Source organism: Collimonas rhizosphaerae (assembly GCF_038896935.1).
Taxonomy (GTDB): domain Bacteria; phylum Pseudomonadota; class Gammaproteobacteria; order Burkholderiales; family Burkholderiaceae_D; genus Collimonas; species Collimonas rhizosphaerae.
The window spans coordinates 411686-432134 of the sequence record NZ_JBANDC010000002.1 but is presented as its reverse complement, the minus strand read 5'-3'; the positions used below and the strand labels follow the sequence as shown (position 1 = coordinate 432134).

Genomic DNA, 20449 nt, shown 5'->3' with positions numbered 1-20449 from the left:
AGGAAAAAAAACGAGATGCTGCCGCTGCGCCGCAAGCAGCTGATCCAGGCCACGCTGGAAGTGATCGACCGGGTCGGCCTGGCTGACGCCACCATTGCCTTGATTGCCAGGCAGGCCGGTTTGTCGACCGGCATCATCAGCCATTATTTCGGCGACAAGAGCGGTCTGCTCGAAGGCACCATGCGCCAGATCCTGCGCGATTTAAGGGAAGACACCCTGCGCCGCCGCAGCGAACTGGCAGAAGACACCGCCGCCGCCCATTTGCGCGCCATCGTCGACGCCAACTTCAACGACAGCCAGGTCAGCGGCCCTGTCATGAAAACCTGGCTGGCATTCTGGTCGTCCAGCATGCACCAGGAATCGCTGCGCAGGCTGCAGCATGTGAATGACCAGCGCCTGCGCTCCAACCTGTGCTGCCAGTTTTTGCGCGAACTGCCGTTGCCGCAAGCGCGCCACGCTGCCCGCGGGCTGGCGGCGATGATCGACGGCTTGTGGCTGCGCGGCTCCTTGTCGGGCAAGACCTTCGACGCCGACGCAGCGCGGCAGCTGGCCTACGAATACCTGGATTACCAATTGGCAAAGAAAAGCAACGCCACTGCAAGCGCTGCAGCCGCCTGATCTTTGACCTACCTGATAGCAACCCGTTGAGGAGAATCCCCATGCCTGTTTTCAAGCAGCAGCAACTTTATATCGGCGGCCGCCGCGTTGACGCCAGCGGCAGCGATACTTTCCAGACCATCAATCCCGCCAATGGCGAAGTGCTGGCAGAAGTCCAGCGCGCCACCAAGGCTGACGTCGACCGCGCCGTCGCCAGCGCCCGACAAGGCCAGCGCGTGTGGGCCGCACAGACCGCCATGCAGCGCTCGCGTGTATTGCGTCGCGCAGTAGCGATCCTGCGCGAGCGCAACGATGAACTGGCCGAACTGGAAACCCTGGATACCGGCAAGGCGCTGTCGGAAACGCGCGCCGTCGACATCGTCACCGGCGCCGACGTGCTGGAATATTATTCCGGCCTGGTGCCGTCGATCGAAGGCACGCAGATCCCCTTGCGTGAAAGCGCGTTTGTCTACACCCGGCGCGAGCCGCTCGGCGTGGTGGCCGGCATCGGCGCCTGGAATTATCCGATCCAGATCGCCCTGTGGAAATCGGCGCCGGCGCTGGCGGCCGGCAATGCGATGATTTTCAAGCCTAGCGAAGTGACGCCGCTGAGCACGCTCAAGCTGGCTGAAATCTATACCGAAGCGGGTTTGCCGGACGGCGTCTTCAATGTGCTGACTGGCAGCGGCCGCGAAGTCGGCACCTGGCTCACCGAGCATGCCGGCATCGAAAAGATCTCGTTCACCGGCGGCACCGCGACCGGCAAGAAAGTCATGGCCAGCGCCTCCAGCTCGACGCTGAAGGAAGTGACCATGGAACTGGGCGGCAAGTCGCCGCTGATCGTGTTTGCCGACGCCGACCTGGAACGCGCCGCCGATGTCGCCGTGATGGCGAATTTCTACAGCTCGGGCCAGGTGTGCACCAACGGCACCCGGGTGTTTGTCCACAGCTCGGTCAAGCAAGCGTTCGAAGCCAAGGTGCTGGAACGGGTAGCGCGCATCCGCCTCGGCAATCCGCTCGAGATGAACACCAATTTTGGTCCGCTGGTCAGTTTCCCGCACATGGACAGCGTGCTGTCTTACATCGAATCCGGCCTGGCCGAAGGCGCGCGCCTGCTGGCCGGCGGCAAGCGCGAAGTCGGCGGCGCCTATGCCAGCGGCGCTTATGTGCAGCCTACCGTGTTCACCGACTGCCGCGACGACATGAAGATCGTGCGCGAAGAAATCTTCGGCCCGGTCATGAGCATCCTGTCTTTTGAAGAAGAGGATGAAGTGATCCGGCGCGCCAACGACACCGAGTACGGCCTGGCGGCCGGCCTGATGACGGAAAACCTGAGCCGCGCGCATCGCGTCATCCACCAGCTGGAAGCCGGCATCTGCTGGATCAACACCTGGGGCGAATCGGCGGCCGAGATGCCGGTCGGCGGTTACAAGCAATCCGGCGTCGGCCGCGAAAACGGCTTGGCCACGCTGGAGCACTACACCCGCATCAAGTCGATTCAAGTGGAGCTGGGCGCTTACGCCTCGGTGTTCTGAGCGCCGTTGCAACGCTACCGCCCACGTCTCACAACGATGCCGCCGAGCCGGCATCGGCAGGAAGGATCATCATGCAGCAAGCAAAAGAATACGATTACATCATCATCGGCGCCGGCTCGGCCGGCAATGTCCTGGCTACGCGCCTGACCGAAGACGCGGATGCCAGCGTGCTGTTGCTGGAAGCCGGCGGTCCCGACTACCGCTTCGATTTCCGCACCCAGATGCCGGCGGCGCTGGCGTTTCCGCTGCAAGGACGGCGTTACAACTGGGCTTATGAAACCGATCCCGAGCCGCACATGGACAACCGCCGCATGGAGTGCGGCCGCGGCAAAGGCCTGGGCGGCTCGTCGCTGATCAACGGCATGTGCTACATCCGCGGCAATGCGCTGGATTACGATCACTGGGCCACGCGGGAAGGACTGGAAAACTGGTCTTACCTGGATTGCCTGCCGTACTTCAAGAAGGCTGAAACGCGCGACATCGGCGGCAACGACTACCACGGCAGCGACGGCCCGGTCAGCGTGACCACGCCGAAGAGCGGCAACAACGTGCTCTACCACGCGATGGTGGAAGCCGGCGTGCAAGCCGGTTACCCGCGCACCGATGACCTCAACGGTTACCAGCAGGAAGGTTTCGGTCCGATGGACCGCACCACTACGCCGCAAGGGCGGCGCGCCAGCACTGCGCGCGGCTACCTGGACCAGGCGCGGGCAAGGTCCAACCTGACGATTGTGACGCATGCGCTGACCGATCGCATCCTGTTCTCAGGCAAGCGTGCCGTCGGCGTCGCTTACCTGCACAACGACCAGCCGCAAACCGCGCAAGCGCGGCGCGAAGTGCTGCTGTGTTCGGGCGCGATCGCTTCGCCGCAAATCCTGCAGCGCTCCGGCGTCGGTCCGGCTGCGCTGCTGCGCCAGCATGATATTCCCGTGGTGCTGGATTTGCCGGGCGTCGGCGCCAACCTGCAAGACCACCTGGAAATCTACCAGCAGTACGAATGCAAGCAGCCGGTCTCGCTGGCGCCGGCATTGAAGCCGTGGAACCAGCCGCAAATCGGCGCCGAGTGGCTGCTGATGGGCAGCGGCATCGGCGCCAGCAACCAGTTCGAGGCCGGCGGTTTCATCCGCAGCGACGACAGCTTCGAGTGGCCGAATATCCAGTATCACTTCCTGCCGGTAGCGATCAACTATAACGGCAGCAACCCGATCAAGGTGCACAGCTTCCAGGCCCACATGGGCTCGATGCGTTCGCCCAGCCGCGGCCGGGTCCACCTGCGCTCGAAAGACCCGCGCCAGCATCCGAGCATCCTGTTCAACTACATGTCGACCGAGCAGGACTGGCAGGAATTCCGCAACGGTATCCGCATCACGCGCGACATCATTGCGCAGCAGGCGTTGTCTGCCTATGCCGGCCGCGAAATTTCACCGGGAGCGCAGGTGCAGACCGATGCTGAGCTCGATGCCTTCGTGCGCCGGCATGCTGAAACCGCTTTTCATCCATCCTGTTCCAACGCCATGGGATATGACGAAATGGCGGTGGTGGATAACCAGGGCCGGGTGCATGGCTTGCAAGGCCTGCGTGTGGTGGATGCATCGATCATGCCGCAGATCACCACCGGCAACCTGAATGCGCCGACCATCATGATCGCGGAAAAAATCGCCGACTGCATCCGCGGCCGGCAACCGCTGCCGCGGGTGGAGGTGCCGTATTTCGTCGCTGGCGGCAAGCCGGCACGGCAGGGCTGACCGAGGCGGAGCCATGACGGCGCCGCTGCCGCATCAGCGCTGTTGAAAGACAGCGAATATCAATGCCGCCGCAGCGTAGGCAATGCCCGCCAGGCAGACGCCGCTCCAGCCGCCGGCGACCCAGGCCAGCGCCGCGCTGGCCGCGCCTAGCGCGCCGCCGATAAAGAAAATGCCGACGAACAAACCGTTCAAGCGTCCCCGCGCTTCCGGCTGCAGCAGGTTGATGGCGCGCCGGCCCAGTGTCTGGTCGGTGGTCACGCCGGCGTCCAGCCCGATGGCGGCCAGCACCAGCATGCCCAGCGCCAGCCACGGATGGATGGAAATGGCGAAACCGCCCCATCCGGCGCCGGCCACGCCAGCCAGCAACAACGCCCCTATCATCAGCAGGTGTGCTGCCAAGGTCGCCTGGCGGGTCCAGCCGCGGTCGCCGATACGGCCGGCCAGCGGCGCAACGATGGCGCCCGCCGCGCCTGCCAGCGCGAACAGGGCGATGTGGCGCTGGTTCATGTTGAACGGCTGCTGCGTCAGGAGCAGGGCGACCGCGGTCCAGAACAGGCTGAAAGCAGCCATGGCAAGCGCGGCGGTCAGCGCGCGCCGGCGCAGTACCGGCTGGCTGCGCAGCAAGCTCCACAGCGACCTGATCAAGGCCGGATAAGACAGGATGGCGGCGGGCTGGCGCAGCGGCAGCGTACGCCTCAGGGTGATCGCAACCACGGTTACCGAAACGGCCAGCACAAGATACAGCAGGCGCCAGCCGCCGGCATCCACCAGCAGGCTGGCCAATGGCCGCGACAGCAGGATGCCCAGCATCAGGCCGCTCATGACGTTGCCTACCACCTTGCCGCGATGCGCCTCGCAAGCCATCAGCGCCGCCAGCGGCACCATGATCTGGATCGCGCTGGAGGCAGCGCCCGCCAGGAAGATCGCCAGCAGGAACAGCCAGCCGGAAGTCGACAGCGTGGCCGCTGCCAGCGCCAGCGCGCAGCACATCAGCAAGCGCACGATCAGGCGCCGGTTTTCCAGCAGGTCGGCGAGCGGCACCAGCAGCACCAGGCCGGCGGCGTAACCGAGCTGCGGCAGCATGGCGACCATGCCGCTCAGCCGCGCATCCAGGCCCAGTGCCGCGGCGATAGGGCCTATCAGGGTCTGGGTTGCGAATAAATTGATGACGGTAATGCCGACCGCGGCAGCGAACAGCAGTTGCAGCCCGGTCGAGATGCCATCGCCGGCGATGCGTGCGGCACTCGTCTTGGAGGCAGGGTAGGGAACGGTTGAGGGGAGTCGAGGGGTATTCATCGCATTCTTCCCAGGGGAGGGGGGGGCAGGTTTTCAATGGGGTGATTGTGCATCGTCGATATTTATGCTACAAGTGAATTATCATCATAAATATTATGCGAGTTTGTTTGTGAATACCCATGACATCGAAGCGTTCGTCGCCGTGGTCGAGACCGGCTCCATTGTTGCCGCGGCGACTCGCCTGCACCTGACCCAGCCCGGCATCAGCCGTCGCGTGCAAAGCCTGGAAGAGCGGCTGGGAGTGGCGCTGCTTGAGCGGCAGTCGAAGCCGCTCAAGCCGACTGCGGCCGGGCGCGAGGTCTACCAGCGCGGCCGCCGCGTGCTGGGATCGGTGGCGGATCTGCTGGCGGGCGTCGAACCCGGTTCGGAAGCGAGCGGCGAATTCCGGCTTGGGGTGGCGCCCTTCGTGGCTGAACTGGCGCTGGCCCAGCCTATCGACAGGCTGCGCAGCGAATTCGCCAGGCTGGCTTTGCGCATTACAACCGGCTGGTCGCCGTCGCTGCTGACCCTGCTGGAAAGCAATGCGATCGACGCCGCTGCGGTAGTGCTGCCGGACGACGTGATGCCGCCTGCCACGCTGACCACGCATTTGCTTTGCCATCAGATCCCGCTGATCGTGGCGCACAGGGAAGCGCCCATGCGCAAGGGCAGCTTGTCATTGCAGGAACTGGCGACGCAATCCTGGGTGCTGAGCCAGGACGGCTGCGGCATACGCCGCTCGATCCGGCATGCGCTGGATGCGGCGCGTTTGCCGGTGGATATTGCGGTGGAGACTTATGGCAGCGAGCTGCAATTGTCGCTGGTGGCGCGCGGCGTCGGCATCGGCATGGTGATGCCGGGCGCCCTGGCGCGCAGCGCGTTCCGCGAGCAGTTGCGGGTGTTGCAGGTGCCGCAATTCAAGGGGGGAGTGAATACATGGCTGGCGCACGCCCGGGCGCCGGGGCGGCTGGCCGCGCCGATCGAGCGCTTGCGGCAGGACATGAGCGCGATGCTGGAGGCGGAGGAACAGCTGCCGCTTTGAACGGCCAGGCAAGATTAGCGCTGGCTGAGCAATTTTTGCCTGACGGACGCCGGTATCTCGGCGGACAAGGATTGGTGGCCGCGGCTGGCGCGCGCCAGTGCAACTGCGTTTATCAAAGCGCTTCGCCGTGATTCAGGCGCGGCACCCGAAAAAAAGCCCCGTTCAAGTAAGAACGGGGCTTTTTTCGTTAGTTTTTCAGGCAGGACAGATGAGGACCAGCCGCCGGCTTAATAAGCGCCCATGAAGTCACGCTTGCCGACTTCCACGCCGTTGTGGCGCAGGATGTCATACGCAGTGGTCACATGGAAGAAAAACTGCGGCAGGCCGTAGCCCAGCAGATAAGTCTGGCCGCTCAGCTTCTTTTCTTTCGGCGTGCCGGGCCGCAAGACGATTTCCAGCGTTTCGCTGCCGTCGATCTGCGCTGCGGTCAGGCCGTCGATGAATGCCAGCGTCTTCTGGATGCGGGCGTGCAGATCGGCGAAAGTCAGTTCGCTGTCTTCATACGCAGGAACTTCGGCGCCTGCCAGGCGGGCCGGCACGCTCTTGGCGAAATCGGCAGCGATCTGCACCTGGCGCAGCAGCGGGAACATGTCCGGGAACAGGCGCGCCTGCAGGAACGCATTGGGATCGATCTTCTTTTCGGCTGCGTGCGCTTCGGCCTTTGCCAATACGTCGTTGAGTGCGCTGAGCATCTGCTTGAAGACAGGAATCGAGGCGCTGTACATGGAAATGGTCATGGTGTTCCTTGGTTGGTTGTAGCTTGGTGTCCGGGAAAGGTGGCGTGATTATAGTACTTGCGTGCCGGGCCTGCTGCTCGCGCTACGTATGTTCAAAGCCCCAGCAGCCTTTTCTTGGTGCTGATCCATTCCGAACGCGAAATCAGCCCCTGCTTGTATTGCTCCGCCAGCCTGTCCAGCTGCTCAAAATCCACGGGAGCGCGGGTGATTGCCTGCGAAGCCGCGATCTTTTTCTCGATCTCGGTTTTCAGGTTGGCGAATCGGGTGAATTGCCGGTGGTTGAACAGCACCGTGTTTTCGTCGCCGGCGGCGCGGATCAGGGTGTCGTCGCCTTGCTTGCCGGCGCTCAGGTAGAAGCGGATATAGCCGTTGGTCAGCAGGCCCGGCAACTGGATGCGGACCGCGCTCAGGGCCGACACGGGGATGTCCTTTTCACTATTGCGCGACTGTGTCAGGCGCGCCATGGCGCCGGCGCGTTTTATCTGGACGCGGTCGCTGAGCAGGATTACCTGGCCGTTGATGCCCCGTACCTGCATCTCCACCTGTATGACAGCTTGGTTCACGTCTGCTACTTTCTGGTTCACGATCTTCTCAGGCAATGACTATTGTTGTATTTACATCGGATAATGTAACACTACCGCCACAATGAATAAAGACGCCGGACCGGATTTCCGGTGCGACGTCTTTTTCTTCAGTGTTCAGGAGTGTTATTTGCCCCAGCTGTCTTTCAAGGTAACAGTGCGGTTGAACACCAGTTTGCCAGGCTGCGAATCAACCCGGTCGGCGATGAAATAGCCGTGCCGTTCGAACTGGTAGCGCTCTTCGGCCTTGGCGTCTTTCAAGCCCGGTTCCAGGTAGGCGGTGATCACTTTCTTGGCGTCCGGATTCAATGCCGCCTTGAAGTCCTTGCCGCCGGCGTCCGGATGGGGATCAGTGAACAGGCGGTCGTACAGGCGCACTTCGGCCTCGATCGCATGCGCCACGCTGATCCAGTGAATGTTACCTTTGACCTTGTAGTTGGCGCTGCCTTCGGTGCCGCTCTTGCTGTCCGGGAAATAGGTGCAGTGGACCGCAATCACCTTGCCGTCGGCATCTTTATCGAAGCCGGTGCATTCGACCACGTAACCGTGACGCAGGCGCACCCGGCTGCCCGGCTTGTCGGCGCTCGGCGGGAACAGGCGGAAATACCCTTTGACCGGGGTTTCCATGAAATCTTCCTGCTCTATCCACAGCGTTTTGCTGATCGGGAAATGGCGCAGCGCGGTAGCGTGTTCCGGATGGGCCGGCGGATAGACCGGCGCATGGCAGGCCACGGTTTCTCCTTCCGGGAAATTGTCGATGATCAGCTTCAGCGGCTGCAGCACGGCGCTGGCGCGCGGCGCCTTGGGATCGAGGTCTTCGCGCAGGGCGCCTTCCAGCGAACTCATGTCGATCCAGCCGTCGGACTTGGTGACGCCGGTGCGGTCGCAGAACAATTGCAGCGATTCCGGCGTAAAGCCGCGGCGCCGGATGCCGACCAGGGTCGGCATGCGCGGATCGTCCCAGCCGTCGACGATGCCTTCGTCCACCAGCTGGCGCAGCTTGCGTTTGCTGGTGATCACATAGGTAACGTTGAGGCGCGAGAATTCATACTGGTGCGGCACCGGTTTTTGCAGGAAGCCGGCGCCGCTCAGGTGTTCCAGCAGCCAGTCGTAGAACGGGCGGTGGTCCTGGAACTCCAGGGTGCAGATCGAATGCGAAATGTTTTCCAGCGCGTCTGAAATCGGATGCGTGTAGTCGTACATCGGATAGATGCACCACTTGTCGCCGGTACGGTGGTGATGGGCATGGCGGATCCGGTAGATCGCCGGGTCGCGCAGGTTCATGTTGGGCGACGCCATGTCGATCTTGGCGCGCACGATGTGCTCGCCATCCTTGAATTCGCCGGCTTTCATGCGGCGGAACAGGTCGAGCGACTCTGCGGCCGAGCGGTTGCGGAACGGCGAATCCTTGCCCGCCTCGCCGAAATTGCCGCGGTTGGCAGCCATCTGTTCGGCGCTTTGACTGTCGACGTAAGCCAAGCCCGCGGTGATCAGGTATTCCGCCATTTCATACAGCTTGTCGAAGTAGTTGCTGGCGAAGTACAAATGCTCGCCGCTGCTGTCCGTCCAGTCGAAACCCAGCCAGCGGACGCTGTCGATGATGGTGTCGACGTATTCCTGTTCTTCCTTTTCAGGATTGGTGTCGTCGAAACGCAGGTGGCAGCGGCCGGCGTAATCGCGCGCCAGGCCGAAGTTGACGCAGATCGACTTGGCGTGGCCGATGTGCAGGTAGCCGTTGGGCTCCGGCGGGAAACGGGTGACTACCTGCGGCAACGGCTGACCCTGGCTGTCCTTGCGCTCGGCGTAGGCGCCGGCGGTCAGGTCGGTTTCGATGATGCCGCGCAAGAAATTGGACGAGGCTGGTGCAGGTGGGGTATGGCCGTTGGTGTGGTCGTTGCTCATGGAGGATCTGTTTATACGCTTTGCTGAATGAGGATATGACTCATTTTACCGTAGCGTGGCGCTTTGCAGGCGCGACCTGAGGGATTTTGTTGCACTGCGGTTTTGCGGCCGGCAAGGGGGTGCTGGGCGAATGACGTTTGTTGCTAAAAATGCCATTGTGGTCTGCTTGCCGAAAAATGCGGTCCGTTACATCTGCCTGAACAAATGGGCAAATACACGGCTCACCGCCACGCTTTCGCTGCGGCCGCGCAACTTCAGCGACAATTTCCCGCTTTCATCGCGCGTCGCCACCTGGATGAACTGGTGGTTGACGATGGTGCCGCGGTGCACCTGCCAGAATTGCCGGCTGTCGAGCTGCGGCAGCAACTCCTTGAGGCTGGTGCGTATCAGCGACTCGTTTTCGGCGGTGACCACATTGATGTATTTGTCGCTGGCTTCGAAATAGATCACTTCGCCTATCGGGATCATGCGGATCTGGTTGCCGACCGCGGCCCGGATCATGGTCAGCGGCGCGGCGCCGGCCTTGGGCTGCATGTTGCGCAATTGGCCGATCAGGCTATCCAGCGCTGCATTGCTGCCGTTGTCCTGTTGCAGGTGCTGCTGCAGGCGGGCGACGGTCTTGCCCAGGCGGGCGTCGCTGATCGGCTTCAGCACGTAGTCGGCGGCGGCCTGCTCGAAGGCGCTGACAGCATATTCGTCATAGGCGGTGACAAACACGATCAGTGGAAAGGCTTCGTTCTCCGGCCAATCCTCGGCCAGCTCCTGGGCTGCTTCGAGCCCGGTTTTGCCGGGCATCTTGATGTCCAGGAACAGGATGTCCGGACGCAGCCGGAGGGTTTGCTCGACTACCGCCTGGCCGTTGTCGACGCTGGCGATGATCTGCAGTTCCGGCCACAGGCGCTGTAACGCTTGCTGCAGGGCGGCAGCCAGGATCGGTTCGTCTTCGGCAATCAGGGCGCGCAAACTGGAGGAGTTGGTCATGGCAGGATGGGCAGTTGGAGTTGTGCGATAACGCCGTGCGGCAGTTTCGGTTTCAGGGTCAGGCTGGCCTGCGCGCCGTACAGCGCCTGCAGGCGTTCATGGATATTGCTGAGGCCGATGTGGCTGGCATGGCTGGCTGGCTGCAGTTGCGGTCCGGCCGTCAGCCCAAGGCCGGTGTCGCTGACGTCGAGCTGCAGCAGCTGGCCTTGGCGGCTGGCGACAACTTCGATCCGGCCGCCTTCGATCTTGGGTTCCAGTCCATGCTTGATGGCGTTTTCCACCAGCGGCTGCAGCAGCATCGGCGCTATCACGGTGTCGCGCAAGGCGGGGGGCAGCTGCAGGTCGAAGCTGAGGCGGTTGCCCATGCGCAGTGACATCAGTTCCAGGTAGGCTTCCATCAGAGCGAATTCCTGCGCCAGCGTGGTCTGTTCGATGCGCGACGAGGACAGCGAAGCGCGCAGGAAATGGATCAGCTGGTCCAGCATCTGCTGCGCCCGCGGCGGATCCAGCGCAATCAGGCTTTGCAGGGTAGCGAGCGTGTTGAACAGCATATGCGGTTCAATCTGCGCTTGCAGCATCTGCAACTGTGCCTGTAACGCCTGTTTCTCGATGCCGACCGAGCGCGCCCTTTCGGTAGCCGCCTGGTTGCGCAATTCTGCCAGCGTGCTGAGGTTCCAGAAGAACAGCGTGGCGCCGATGCAGACCGACACTGTCAGGATCACCAGGCCGAGGCCGCCAACGCTCATGTACATCGAAAAACTATCCACGGGCAGGCCGAGCAGCCAGCTGGCCAGCAGGATGCCGAAGAATAGGGCGAGACTGGAAGCCACCATTGTGAATGCGAGAAAATGCACTTTCCGCAGCATCGCTTTGCGCTGGAACAGATAACGGCCGGTTTCGATGAACAGCAACGCCAGCATGCCGATGCATAGCGAAAACACCAGGTTGGTCCAGAAGAGGTCGTTGATGCGCATCACATAAGTGACGATCAGGGCGCAGATGACGTCGATGCCGACGTTGATGAGCAGGCTGCGCAGCAGGCGCCGGGCCAGCGGCTGGTCATTTTGCGGCAATGCGGTGGTCGGCTTCATGCGTGCGGGTTGTGGTTATGTTTATCTAGTTCTCGTTCTATCATGCGCCGCTTCCATTGCGCGCCCGGAGCGTGCAGGAACACCGCCAAGGCGTGTGATAGTAACCCGATTCCCCAGCCCAGGGCCGGCCAGAATGCCCAGGCATGGCCAGGATTGTGCAGGTAATTCAGCAGCGCCAGGCCGCTGTTGACGATCAGGTAAATCGCCAGGTGCCTGAAAAAGCCGAGTTTGCGCTCGACCCGGTCTTGCGCGTCCTGATAGCTGAGTATGTTGCCGTTCATCGTTGTTCTCCTGTGTGGACATGCTTGGATTCTGAACGCCATGGCCGGCGGCCGACAGCAAAATGCGACGAAACCGGCTCAATTTGTCGCGAATGGCGCCTGCGGCGCGATGGAACAAATCCGGGACAGGATCGGCAGGGCGGGGTGTGCCAAATAAATCGAATCATTTAAGATGGCAGTTCAGGATCAGCAATACAGCTTCCAGTATCTTTTTATGGTTGCCTGATCGTTATTCCAACGTATTTGCTTGAAAGAGAAGAGTTATGTGGCCTTATCCAAAAGTTGTCGCGCATCGCGGCGGCGGCACCCTGGCACCTGAAAATACCCTGGCAGCCATGCGCTGCGGCCTGCAGCTTGGTTTCCATGCGGTCGAATTCGACGTCATGCTGGCGCGCGACGGCGTGCCTGTCCTGATGCACGACGCGGTGTTCGGCCGCACCGTGCGCGGCGTCGGCCGGGTCGCCGATTTCAGCGCGGACGAACTGGCCGCGCTGGACGCCGGCAGCTGGCTGGGGCCGCAGTTTGCCGGCGAGCCGGTATGCACCTATCGCCAGGTGCTGGAGTTTTGCCGGCAGAACGGCATCTGGATGAATGTCGAAATCAAGCCGGCAGAGGGGTTTGAAGTGGAGACCGGGCGCGTGGTAGCCCAGGTCACCGAGGAATTTTTTGCCGCCGAAGTTGCGGCTCACGCGGCCAGCCGGCGCGGCGCCTGGGCCGACCCAGCCTTGCCGTTGCTGTCGTCTTTCTCGTTTGCGGCCTTGCGCGCCGCGCAAGTTGCTGCGCCCGACATACCGCGCGGTTTCCTGACGGACGCCATCGAAGACGACTGGCAAGAGCGGCTGCAGGAGCTGGATGCGGTGGCCCTGCACACCAACCATAAATACCTGTCGCCGATGCAGGCGCAGTCGGTCAGCCAGGCCGGCTACGGTCTGTTCTGCTACACGGTGAACAAGCCGGCGCGGGCCAAGGAAATACTTGGCTGGGGCGTAGACGGTTTCTGTACCGACCGGATCGACCTGATCGGCGCCGATTTTGCCGGCGCGCAGGGCTGAAACGGCTCGTCAGCCGCCGGCAGGAAGCAAGCCAAAAATGGCCGGTAACTTGATGTCAACCAAATCCGCAAGCTGGCGTTAATAGAGTGCAGAACCGAGTTTCAGGCCATGTTCACCGTGCCAAGGCCAATGGTTGATCGTTAGCTTTACTCGTAAAGCACCAAATTTGCTTGTTTTTAAAATAACTGAAAGGAAGTCAAAATGAAGATCAATAAATTGCTGGCTGCCGTCGTCGTCGCTGCTTTCGCTCTGCCAGTCATGGCGCAAAACGCACCTGCCGCAGCACCTGCTCCTGCCGCTCCAGCCGCCGCTCCGGCCGCTGATGCACCTGCTGCAGCACCTGCAAAAAAAATGGGCAAGAAGCATCACCACAAGAAAAGCCACAAGATCGCACCTACACCGGTAAACAAAGGCGCTTAAATAGCGTGCAACACAACTGATATAGGTCGAATCCGGCGCAAATCCGCCTGGATCAACGTCCTCATGTCATTAAAGGCCCGTTGGGAGCGATCCCGGTGGGCTTTTTTCATGCATTGGCGGCAGAATAGCCCGGCAGGTATCACGTATAATCAAAGGTTTGCAAAAGGACATACTCAGGACTTACGCAAAATTGCCCCAGCGGCGTTACTCCTCCTGGCCGTACGCCGTACTGTCTTCGTCGTCGTGCCTTGCTGGGGCAATTTTGCGTAAGTCCTGATATTGCGTCCCTTGCCTTTTTTTCGTTTCATTTTTTGCCCAAGAACATGAACTCAGCCGAAATCCGCGAAAAGTTTCTCAAATTCTTTGAATCCAAAGGCCACACCATCGTGCGCTCGTCGAGCCTGGTGCCAGGCAACGACCCGACCTTGTTGTTTACCAATTCCGGCATGGTGCAGTTCAAGGACGTATTCCTGGGCACCGAAAAGCGCAATTACGTGCGCGCCACCTCGGTCCAGCGCTGCCTGCGCGCCGGCGGCAAGCACAACGACCTGGAAAACGTCGGGTATACCGCACGCCACCACACTTTTTTCGAGATGCTGGGCAACTGGTCGTTCGGCGACTATTTCAAGCACGATTCGCTGGTCTGGGCCTGGGAGCTGCTGACCAAGGTGTACGGCCTGCCGGCCGACAAGCTGTGGGCCACGGTGTATGAAACCGACGACGAAGCCTACGACATTTGGCACAAGGTCATTGGCCTGCCGAAGGAGCGCATCGTGCGCATTGGCGACAACAAGGGCGCGCCGTACGCATCCGACAATTTCTGGCAGATGGCCGACACCGGTCCTTGCGGCCCTTGCTCGGAGATCTTCTACGACCACGGTCCCGACGTCTGGGGCGGCCCGCCGGGAAGCCCGGAGCAGGACGGCGACCGTTACATCGAAATCTGGAACAACGTGTTCATGCAGTTCGACCGCCAGATCGACCCGAAAACCGGCGTAGCGACCTTGACCCCGCTGCCGAAGCAGTGCGTCGATACCGGCATGGGACTGGAGCGCCTGGCCGCAGTGTTGCAGCACGTGCACAGCAACTACGAAATCGACCTGTTCCAGCGCCTGATCAAGGCTGCCGCGCGTGAAACCAATATTACCGACCTGGGAAACAATTCGCTGAAAGTGATCGCCGATCACATCCGCGCCTGTTCATTCCTGGTGGTCGACGGCGTCATCCCCGGCAATGAAGGCCGCGGTTATGTACTGCGCCGCATCATCCGCCGTGCCTTGCGTCACGGCCACAAACTGGGCCAGACCAAGCCGTTCTTCTACAAGCTGGTCAAGGACCTGGTGCTGGAAATGGGCGCCGCTTACCCGGAACTGCCGGAAGCGGCAGAGCGCGTTGAGCAAGTGCTGAAGCAGGAAGAAGAACGTTTCGGCGAAACGCTGGAACACGGCATGAAGATCCTGGAAACCGCGCTGGCCAAGACGCCGAAGAAACTGGATGGCGAAACTGCATTTACGCTGTACGACACGTTCGGCTTCCCGCTCGACTTGACCGCGGACATCTGCCGCGAACGCGAAGTCGAACTGGACGAAGCGGGCTTCGCCACGGCGATGGAACGCCAGAAGTCGACCGCGCGCGCAGCCGGCAAGTTCAAGATGGCGGCAGCAGTGGAATACAGCGGCGACAAGACCAGTTTTGTCGGCTACGACAGCCTGGCGCATGACGCCAAGGTACTGGCCTTGTATGTGGACGGCAGCACGGTGCAAAAAATCGAAGCCGGCCAGGACGCGATCGTGGTGCTCGACACCACGCCGTTCTACGCGGAATCGGGCGGCCAGGCTGGCGATTCGGGCGTGCTGGAAGCGGCAGGCGGTCTGTTCGAAGTCGCCGACACCCAAAAGATCCAGGCCGACGTTTTCGGCCATCACGGCAAACTGCTCAGCGGTTCGCTGGCGGTCGGCGGCCAGCTGAACGCCAAGGTGGATACCGCGGTGCGCGCGCGCACCGTGCGCAATCACTCGGCTACTCACCTGATGCACAAGGCGCTGCGTGAAGTATTGGGCAGCCATGTCGCGCAAAAAGGTTCTTTGGTCGATGCCGACAAGACGCGCTTCGACTTTAGCCATAATGCGCCGGTCAGCGCCGATGAAATCCGTCGCATCGAGGAAATCGTCAACCGCGAAATCCTCGCCAACGTCGCTACCGAAGCCAGGCTGATGTCGTTCGACGACGCAGTCGGCGCCGGCGCCATGGCCCTGTTTGGCGAAAAATATGGCGACGAAGTACGCGTACTGTCGATAGGCAGCTCGCGTGAGCTGTGCGGCGGCACCCACGTCAGCCGCACCGGTGATATCGGCCTGTTCAAGGTGGTGGCTGAAGGCGGCGTTGCCGCCGGCATCCGCCGCATCGAAGCGGTGACCGGCGAAGCCGGGCTGGCGCTGGTGCAGAACCTGAGCAACCGCGTCAATGAAGCCGCGGCGGCATTGAAAGCCCAGCCGGAAGAACTGACCCAGCGCATCGCGCAAGTGCAGGAACACGTCAAGGCGCTGGAAAAGGAACTGAGCAGCCTGAAGTCGAAACTGGCGGCGAACCAGGGCGACGAACTGGTTTCGCAGGCAGTGGACGTCAAGGGCATCAAGGTGCTGGCGGCCACGCTGGAAGGCGCCGACAGTGCGACCTTGCGTGAAACCATGGATAAGCTGAAGGATAAGCTGAAGACTGCCGCCATCGTGCTGGCTGCCGTCAAGGATGGCAAGGTCAGCCTGATCGCCGGCGTCACTGCCGACGCTATCGGCAAGGTCAAGGCCGGCGAACTGGTCAACTTTGTCGCCTTGCAGGTGGGCGGCAAAGGCGGCGGCCGGCCCGACATGGCGCAAGCCGGCGGCACCGACGCCAGCGGCCTGGCGGCGGCGCTGCAAGGCGTTGCGGCCTGGGTCGGCGAACGCGCATAAAGAACCTGGCCAGAGATCGTGGCTAGCCAAAGCGGGAAGCATCGAATCGCAGTAGTATCGCGGATTGATGTTTCCCGCTTTTTTTCGTCCCTAACTTAACGATCCTGTCATGAGCGATTTCAAATTCTGCCCGGTTTGCGCCACCTCCCTGGTCCAGCGTGTCGATGAAGGCGAGGGCGGGAAGTCGCGCCTGGCATGCCCGGAAGGTCACTGGACGCATTGGGACAATCCCTTGCCGGTGCTGGCGGCGATCGTCGAGATCGACGGCAAGATCCTGCTGGCGCGCAATGCGGCATGGCAGGAGGGCATGTTTGCGCTGATCACCGGTTTCATGGAGCGCGACGAGACTCCGGAGCAGGGCATCGCACGCGAAATCAAGGAAGAAACCAATCTAGACGCTGAGCAGATCAAGCTGGTCGGCGTCTATGAATTCATGCGCAAGAACGAATTGATCATCGCCTATCATGTCAAGGCTTCGGGCGCGGTCCAGCTGTCGCCGGAACTGCTGGAGTACCGCCTGCTGGAACCGGCCGCGCTGCGCCCGTGGCGCGCCGGCACCGGCCATGCGGTTGCCGACTGGATGCGGGCGCAGGGACTGGCGGTCGAGTATGTCGAGCGGCCCTTGCTGCAGGCGCAGCCCGAGCCAGCCTTGAAAGCGTGAGCGGCGCAAAAAATAACGCTCCAGACGGCAATGACTGGGTAAAATTGCATGATTAAAATTCCCGCCCGTCCTTGACCCGCCATGCTGATTATCCCGGTAGACCGTAAGCCAGACTGGAAGCGTCCGCCGCTGGTCACTATCTTGCTGGTGCTGATCAACTTGCTGATCTATTTCGGCATCCAGTGGCATGAGCGCAGCCAGATGGAGCCTGCGGCGCACTATTACCTGGTCGAATCGCGCCTGCCGGAATTCGAATTTCCCGCCTATGCGCGTTACCTGGAAAGCGACAACAAACCCGAAGCCGCTGCAGCCATGCGCAAGGGGCTCGAACTCTGGCAGCGGTTGCGGGCACGGGCCGACCTGGCCGTGGCGCGCGACGGCAAGACCGCTTCCCTGGAATATTACGAACCGCTGATCGAGAGCTGGTATGTGCTCGATGCCGATCTCCGTTTTGCTGCCTTGATGCAGCAAGCGAAACCCGCTGTGCTGGGCACCATAGCCGCTGACGACCTGGCCGAATGGAAGGAACAGCGGGATCACTACGTGTCGACCCGCAAGCGCAGTTTTACCGAGCGCTATTCATTGATTCCGGCGCAGGCGTTCGAACGCCCGATCACCTTGCTGACCCACATGTTCCTGCACGCCAGCGTCGAGCACGTGCTGGGCAATATGGTGTTCCTGGCGATGGTTGGTTATGCGGTCGAGATCTTGCTGGGCGGCGGCTGGTACCTGCTGTTTTATCTTTTGTCGGGTTTGCTGTCGGCAGCGTTTTACCTGGTGTTCCGAGGCGACAGCATGATCTTGTCGCTGGGCGCGTCGGGCGCCATTTCCGGCGTCATGGGGATGTACACCGTGCTGTATGGTTTACGCAAGATACGTTTTTTTTACTGGTTTGTTTTTTACTTCGATTTTTTCAAGGCTCCGGCACTGATCATGCTGCCGATCTGGGTCGGCAAGGAAGCCTTCGACCTGTGGTTTGGCGCGCCCTCCAACACAAATTACTACGCCCATATCGGCGGCTTGCTGGGCGGCGCCCTGCTGGCCCTGGTTTATCGTTTGCTGGCGCGGCGCAAGCTGGAGCAGGCGCACGCTACTTACATCGCTCCCGCCGACGATGACAAGCAGTTGCTCAGCTTGCAGCAGAGCGCCTATTCGGCCTTGAGCCGGCTGGATTTCGAGCGCGCCCGGCGTGATTTCAGCAGCCTGGTGAGGCGTACCCTGGCGCAGCAAAAGACGCCGCAGCCGGACTGGCTGCTGCAATTGTTCAATCTGTCGAAACAAGTGCCGGCCGCGCCGGTTTTCCACAAGACCGCCGAGATGCTGTTGCGCTTGCCGAAGGGCAGCCTGGCCGAGGACAAGATCCACCAGGTCTACCTGGATTATGTTGCGCGGGCCGAACCGCGGCCGCAGCTGAGCAGCGAGCAGTCGCTGGCGGCGGCCAAGCGGTTCGCCTTGAACGGCCAGCCGCAAACCGCGGCAGCGATCCTGCAGATATTGATGGTGACCGCACGCCAGCATCAGCAATTGCCGCAGCTGGTGCAGTTCGTGGCCCGCGGGTTCATGGCAGCCGGCATGCATGAGAAGGCGCAGCATTACCAGAAAATGCTGCAGCAGCAGTTTCCCTTGAGCGAAGCAAGCCGGCTGGCGACCAGCCCGGGCAACCGGTACTGATCAGGCCTGCGCGGAGCCCTGTCCCAAGCGTTCGATCACATTCTTGTACCGCTGCGCTTCGTCGGCCGCCGGATTGGCCGGCCATTGTGCGATCACGTGATTGAACAGCGACAAGGCGCGGGCATCCTGGCGCAGGTGATCGGACAGCAGCTTGCCGGCCAGGACCAGCACGGCAGGCACATCTTTATGGCGGGCGGCGCGTTTGTGGAAGCCCGACACGATCTCCAGCGCAATCTGGTATTCGCGCACGGAAGCGGCAGCCGCCGCGATTTCCAGCACGTGATCGGGATTGTCGATCTTGAATTCGGGATTGAGCTGGCGCGCCTGGCGCCAGGTATCGCCGATGCCGCCGGCCTTGCCCGAGCGGGCCAGTGTAAACAGATGGCGTGGCGCATATTCCAGCTGCTTGCCCTTGTCGCCCTTGAGCATCAGCAGCTTGGCGTAATGGCTCGATAATTGTGCGTTGGTTTGGTCGTAACGCAGCTCTTCCCACACCATTTCGATGGCCAGGTCGATGTCGCCATCGCGGATCAACGCGCCGATCTGTTGCGCCAGGATCTCGTCGTCGCTCAAGGGCCGGTGCTGGCGGCTGCTGGCAAGCGCATTGATTTCAAAATTGCGGTCAGGCGCATAGCCGATCTGCTGGTGGTACTGGTACATCGTGTAGCCCATCAGGTTGAAACCGACCAGCGTGAAATAAGCGCAGACGAAAATACCCAGGCCGATCATCATGGTGATCGGCAATTTCCCAAGGAATAGCGCAATGGTAATCGGCGCGCACTGGCTCAATATGAAGCCGAAGGCCCACAGCGCCAGGTAGGGCCAGCCGCATGCCTTGATCATCTTGAATACGTTGAATGGATTGATGGCGTCGGTAAAGCTGTGGGTATGTCCCAGCACCATGATGCAGGCCGGCAGCATCAGGTTGGCCAAGGCGCTTCCGAGCAGCCCGAGGAAAGGATGGAGGTCGGCCATGATGCCGACAAGAATCGCTTGCGCCAGCATCACGAAATAGAGCTTGTAGGGCGACATCTTGTGCATGTCGTCCGGTTCGTCGAAATCGGCGTAGCGCAAATTGCCGAGCGAGGTTTGCTCCAGGATCCGGAACGCCTGGCGCATCAGGTCAATCGACAAGCCCAACCCGACCAGCACCGCGATAATCAGGATGACCGGCGAGAAGCCGTCGTCGCCGCTGCGGCCCAGCAGCCACAGGCCGCTGCCGATCAAGGCATATACGACAGGACGCCAGACCAGCTGTTGCTGCAGCGGATACAGGAAAAAAAGAGGCAAGCGCTGCCAGAACGGCGTAATGTTGTTGTAAGGATTTTGGCTAAGACTGTCCTGCATGCTGGTTCCCCGGAATGATGCGCAGAGCTGCCTTTGAGCGGCATTGTCGCTGGTGTCTATTCGTTACATTTTGTTACGTCAAAAAAAATGAATGTTAGCATGTGAATCGAAATTTAAATTGCATTAAAGACATATTTATTTATGGCACCGCTGTTGTAAAAATGATTGATGGATTGTTGCGATGCGTCAAAGGGTCCTGCGTTTGGAGTAGAATCGTCAAATAGCAGCAAATGTTAAAAATTTTTACATTACGAAGTGGTTATGGAATTTAATAAAGAACTCGATGCACGCGGTTTGCACTGCCCACTGCCGATTTTGAAAACCAAGAAGGCATTGGCGGACATGCTGAGTGGCGAAGTGCTGCGTGTGTTGGCGACTGACTCTGGTTCGGTGCGCGATTTCCAGGCATTCGCGAAGCAGACCGGTAATGATTTGCTGGAGCAAAGCGAAGAAAATAGAGAGTTCATTTTCTTCATGAAGCGTAAATAAGAACGTAAGTTGACTGTCGTTCTACAGTAAGTCCTTGCCCATCAATAAATGCTGCAACCAGCGTCCTGCTGGTCGTGCCGTCCTCGATTTTTGC

At 60.9% G+C, this 20449-nt stretch carries 18 protein-coding genes; 10 read left to right on the top strand and 8 right to left on the bottom strand.

Going from position 1 to position 20449, the window contains the following annotated elements:
- Window positions 1-15: 15 nt before the first annotated feature.
- The 3 genes from betI (at window position 16) to betA (ending at window position 3877) form a co-directional block, all read left to right on the top strand.
- On the top strand, window positions 16-618 hold the full coding sequence (gene betI / locus V8G57_RS04380) for a transcriptional regulator BetI (protein WP_092396145.1): 603 nt from the start codon (window positions 16-18) through the stop codon (window positions 616-618).
- Between the two features lie 41 nt (window positions 619-659).
- Window positions 660-2132 carry a betaine-aldehyde dehydrogenase gene (gene betB / locus V8G57_RS04375; protein WP_342828328.1) on the top strand — a complete coding sequence of 491 codons (1473 nt, stop codon included), beginning with the start codon at window positions 660-662 and terminating at the stop codon, window positions 2130-2132.
- Between the two features lie 71 nt (window positions 2133-2203).
- Window positions 2204-3877, top strand: coding sequence for a choline dehydrogenase (gene betA, locus V8G57_RS04370; RefSeq protein ID WP_342828327.1), 1674 nt, complete (start codon window positions 2204-2206; stop codon window positions 3875-3877).
- Window positions 3878-3910: 33 nt separating this feature from the next.
- Here the strand turns inward: betA and V8G57_RS04365 are convergent, their stop codons facing one another.
- Complete coding sequence (locus V8G57_RS04365; protein WP_342828326.1) at window positions 3911-5173, bottom strand: MFS transporter; 1263 nt, start codon at window positions 5171-5173, stop codon at window positions 3911-3913.
- A 109-nt stretch (window positions 5174-5282) separates the two neighbouring features.
- Between V8G57_RS04365 and V8G57_RS04360 the strand changes: the two genes are divergently transcribed.
- Window positions 5283-6194 (top strand): LysR family transcriptional regulator, encoded by a 912-nt coding sequence (locus tag V8G57_RS04360; protein ID WP_092396496.1) that lies wholly within the window; start codon window positions 5283-5285, stop codon window positions 6192-6194.
- A 227-nt stretch (window positions 6195-6421) separates the two neighbouring features.
- Here the strand turns inward: V8G57_RS04360 and V8G57_RS04355 are convergent, their stop codons facing one another.
- The 6 genes from V8G57_RS04355 to V8G57_RS04330 all read right to left on the bottom strand — a co-directional run bounded on the left by V8G57_RS04355 (window position 6422) and on the right by V8G57_RS04330 (window position 11767).
- The gene (locus V8G57_RS04355) at window positions 6422-6931 is read right to left on the bottom strand and encodes a DUF1993 domain-containing protein (RefSeq protein ID WP_342828325.1); all 510 of its coding nucleotides are present in this window, start codon (window positions 6929-6931) and stop codon (window positions 6422-6424) included.
- A gap of 92 nt (window positions 6932-7023) precedes the next feature.
- Complete coding sequence (locus V8G57_RS04350) at window positions 7024-7515, bottom strand: DUF4429 domain-containing protein (protein WP_092396155.1); 492 nt, start codon at window positions 7513-7515, stop codon at window positions 7024-7026.
- Between the two features lie 123 nt (window positions 7516-7638).
- A complete protein-coding gene (locus V8G57_RS04345; protein ID WP_092396157.1) occupies window positions 7639-9414 on the bottom strand; it encodes a glutamine--tRNA ligase/YqeY domain fusion protein in 1776 nt (591 codons plus the stop codon).
- Window positions 9415-9600: 186 nt separating this feature from the next.
- The gene (locus V8G57_RS04340) at window positions 9601-10395 is read right to left on the bottom strand and encodes a LytTR family transcriptional regulator DNA-binding domain-containing protein (RefSeq protein ID WP_144738699.1); all 795 of its coding nucleotides are present in this window, start codon (window positions 10393-10395) and stop codon (window positions 9601-9603) included.
- Window positions 10392-11486, bottom strand: coding sequence for a sensor histidine kinase (locus tag V8G57_RS04335; protein WP_342828324.1), 1095 nt, complete (start codon window positions 11484-11486; stop codon window positions 10392-10394). The genes V8G57_RS04340 and V8G57_RS04335 overlap by 4 nt, the downstream gene beginning before the upstream one ends.
- Window positions 11483-11767 (bottom strand): 2TM domain-containing protein, encoded by a 285-nt coding sequence (locus V8G57_RS04330; protein ID WP_342828323.1) that lies wholly within the window; start codon window positions 11765-11767, stop codon window positions 11483-11485. The genes V8G57_RS04335 and V8G57_RS04330 overlap by 4 nt, the downstream gene beginning before the upstream one ends.
- Window positions 11768-12030: 263 nt before the next feature.
- On the opposite strand from V8G57_RS04330, the gene ugpQ reads away from it, so the two are divergent.
- From ugpQ to V8G57_RS04305, 5 genes are all read left to right on the top strand, one after another.
- Window positions 12031-12819: a glycerophosphodiester phosphodiesterase gene (gene ugpQ / locus V8G57_RS04325; RefSeq protein ID WP_342828322.1), complete on the top strand. Its 789-nt coding sequence runs from the start codon at window positions 12031-12033 to the stop codon at window positions 12817-12819.
- Between the two features lie 201 nt (window positions 12820-13020).
- On the top strand, window positions 13021-13239 hold the full coding sequence (locus V8G57_RS04320) for a hypothetical protein (protein ID WP_092396167.1): 219 nt from the start codon (window positions 13021-13023) through the stop codon (window positions 13237-13239).
- A gap of 323 nt (window positions 13240-13562) precedes the next feature.
- Window positions 13563-16187: an alanine--tRNA ligase gene (alaS, locus tag V8G57_RS04315; protein ID WP_342828321.1), complete on the top strand. Its 2625-nt coding sequence runs from the start codon at window positions 13563-13565 to the stop codon at window positions 16185-16187.
- A 109-nt stretch (window positions 16188-16296) separates the two neighbouring features.
- The gene (locus V8G57_RS04310; RefSeq protein ID WP_092396169.1) at window positions 16297-16848 is read left to right on the top strand and encodes an NUDIX domain-containing protein; all 552 of its coding nucleotides are present in this window, start codon (window positions 16297-16299) and stop codon (window positions 16846-16848) included.
- An 81-nt stretch (window positions 16849-16929) separates the two neighbouring features.
- Window positions 16930-18519 carry a rhomboid family intramembrane serine protease gene (locus V8G57_RS04305; protein ID WP_342828320.1) on the top strand — a complete coding sequence of 530 codons (1590 nt, stop codon included), beginning with the start codon at window positions 16930-16932 and terminating at the stop codon, window positions 18517-18519.
- Here the strand turns inward: V8G57_RS04305 and V8G57_RS04300 are convergent, their stop codons facing one another.
- On the bottom strand, window positions 18520-19866 hold the full coding sequence (locus tag V8G57_RS04300) for a tetratricopeptide repeat protein (RefSeq protein ID WP_342828319.1): 1347 nt from the start codon (window positions 19864-19866) through the stop codon (window positions 18520-18522). It abuts the gene before it with no gap.
- A gap of 261 nt (window positions 19867-20127) precedes the next feature.
- Here V8G57_RS04300 and V8G57_RS04295 point away from each other — a divergent pair, with 261 nt between their 5' ends.
- Window positions 20128-20355, top strand: coding sequence for a sulfurtransferase TusA family protein (locus V8G57_RS04295; protein WP_038491550.1), 228 nt, complete (start codon window positions 20128-20130; stop codon window positions 20353-20355).
- The last annotated feature ends 94 nt before the right edge of the window (window positions 20356-20449 follow it).

Bases quoted from the DNA above. Each gene is read 5' to 3' on its own strand.
- betI (WP_092396145.1), top strand. From the start codon at position 16: ATGCTGCCGCTGCGCCGCAAGCAGCTGATCCAGGCCACGCTGGAAGTG.
- betB (WP_342828328.1), top strand. From the start codon at position 660: ATGCCTGTTTTCAAGCAGCAGCAACTTTATATCGGCGGCCGCCGCGTT.
- betA (WP_342828327.1), top strand. From the start codon at position 2,204: ATGCAGCAAGCAAAAGAATACGATTACATCATCATCGGCGCCGGCTCG.
- V8G57_RS04365 (WP_342828326.1), bottom strand. From the start codon at position 5,173: ATGAATACCCCTCGACTCCCCTCAACCGTTCCCTACCCTGCCTCCAAG.
- V8G57_RS04355 (WP_342828325.1), bottom strand. From the start codon at position 6,931: ATGACCATTTCCATGTACAGCGCCTCGATTCCTGTCTTCAAGCAGATG.
- V8G57_RS04345 (WP_092396157.1), bottom strand. From the start codon at position 9,414: ATGAGCAACGACCACACCAACGGCCATACCCCACCTGCACCAGCCTCG.
- V8G57_RS04340 (WP_144738699.1), bottom strand. From the start codon at position 10,395: ATGACCAACTCCTCCAGTTTGCGCGCCCTGATTGCCGAAGACGAACCG.
- V8G57_RS04335 (WP_342828324.1), bottom strand. From the start codon at position 11,486: ATGAAGCCGACCACCGCATTGCCGCAAAATGACCAGCCGCTGGCCCGG.
- V8G57_RS04330 (WP_342828323.1), bottom strand. From the start codon at position 11,767: ATGAACGGCAACATACTCAGCTATCAGGACGCGCAAGACCGGGTCGAG.
- ugpQ (WP_342828322.1), top strand. From the start codon at position 12,031: ATGTGGCCTTATCCAAAAGTTGTCGCGCATCGCGGCGGCGGCACCCTG.
- V8G57_RS04320 (WP_092396167.1), top strand. From the start codon at position 13,021: ATGAAGATCAATAAATTGCTGGCTGCCGTCGTCGTCGCTGCTTTCGCT.
- alaS (WP_342828321.1), top strand. From the start codon at position 13,563: ATGAACTCAGCCGAAATCCGCGAAAAGTTTCTCAAATTCTTTGAATCC.
- V8G57_RS04310 (WP_092396169.1), top strand. From the start codon at position 16,297: ATGAGCGATTTCAAATTCTGCCCGGTTTGCGCCACCTCCCTGGTCCAG.
- V8G57_RS04305 (WP_342828320.1), top strand. From the start codon at position 16,930: ATGCTGATTATCCCGGTAGACCGTAAGCCAGACTGGAAGCGTCCGCCG.
- V8G57_RS04300 (WP_342828319.1), bottom strand. From the start codon at position 19,866: ATGCAGGACAGTCTTAGCCAAAATCCTTACAACAACATTACGCCGTTC.
- V8G57_RS04295 (WP_038491550.1), top strand. From the start codon at position 20,128: ATGGAATTTAATAAAGAACTCGATGCACGCGGTTTGCACTGCCCACTG.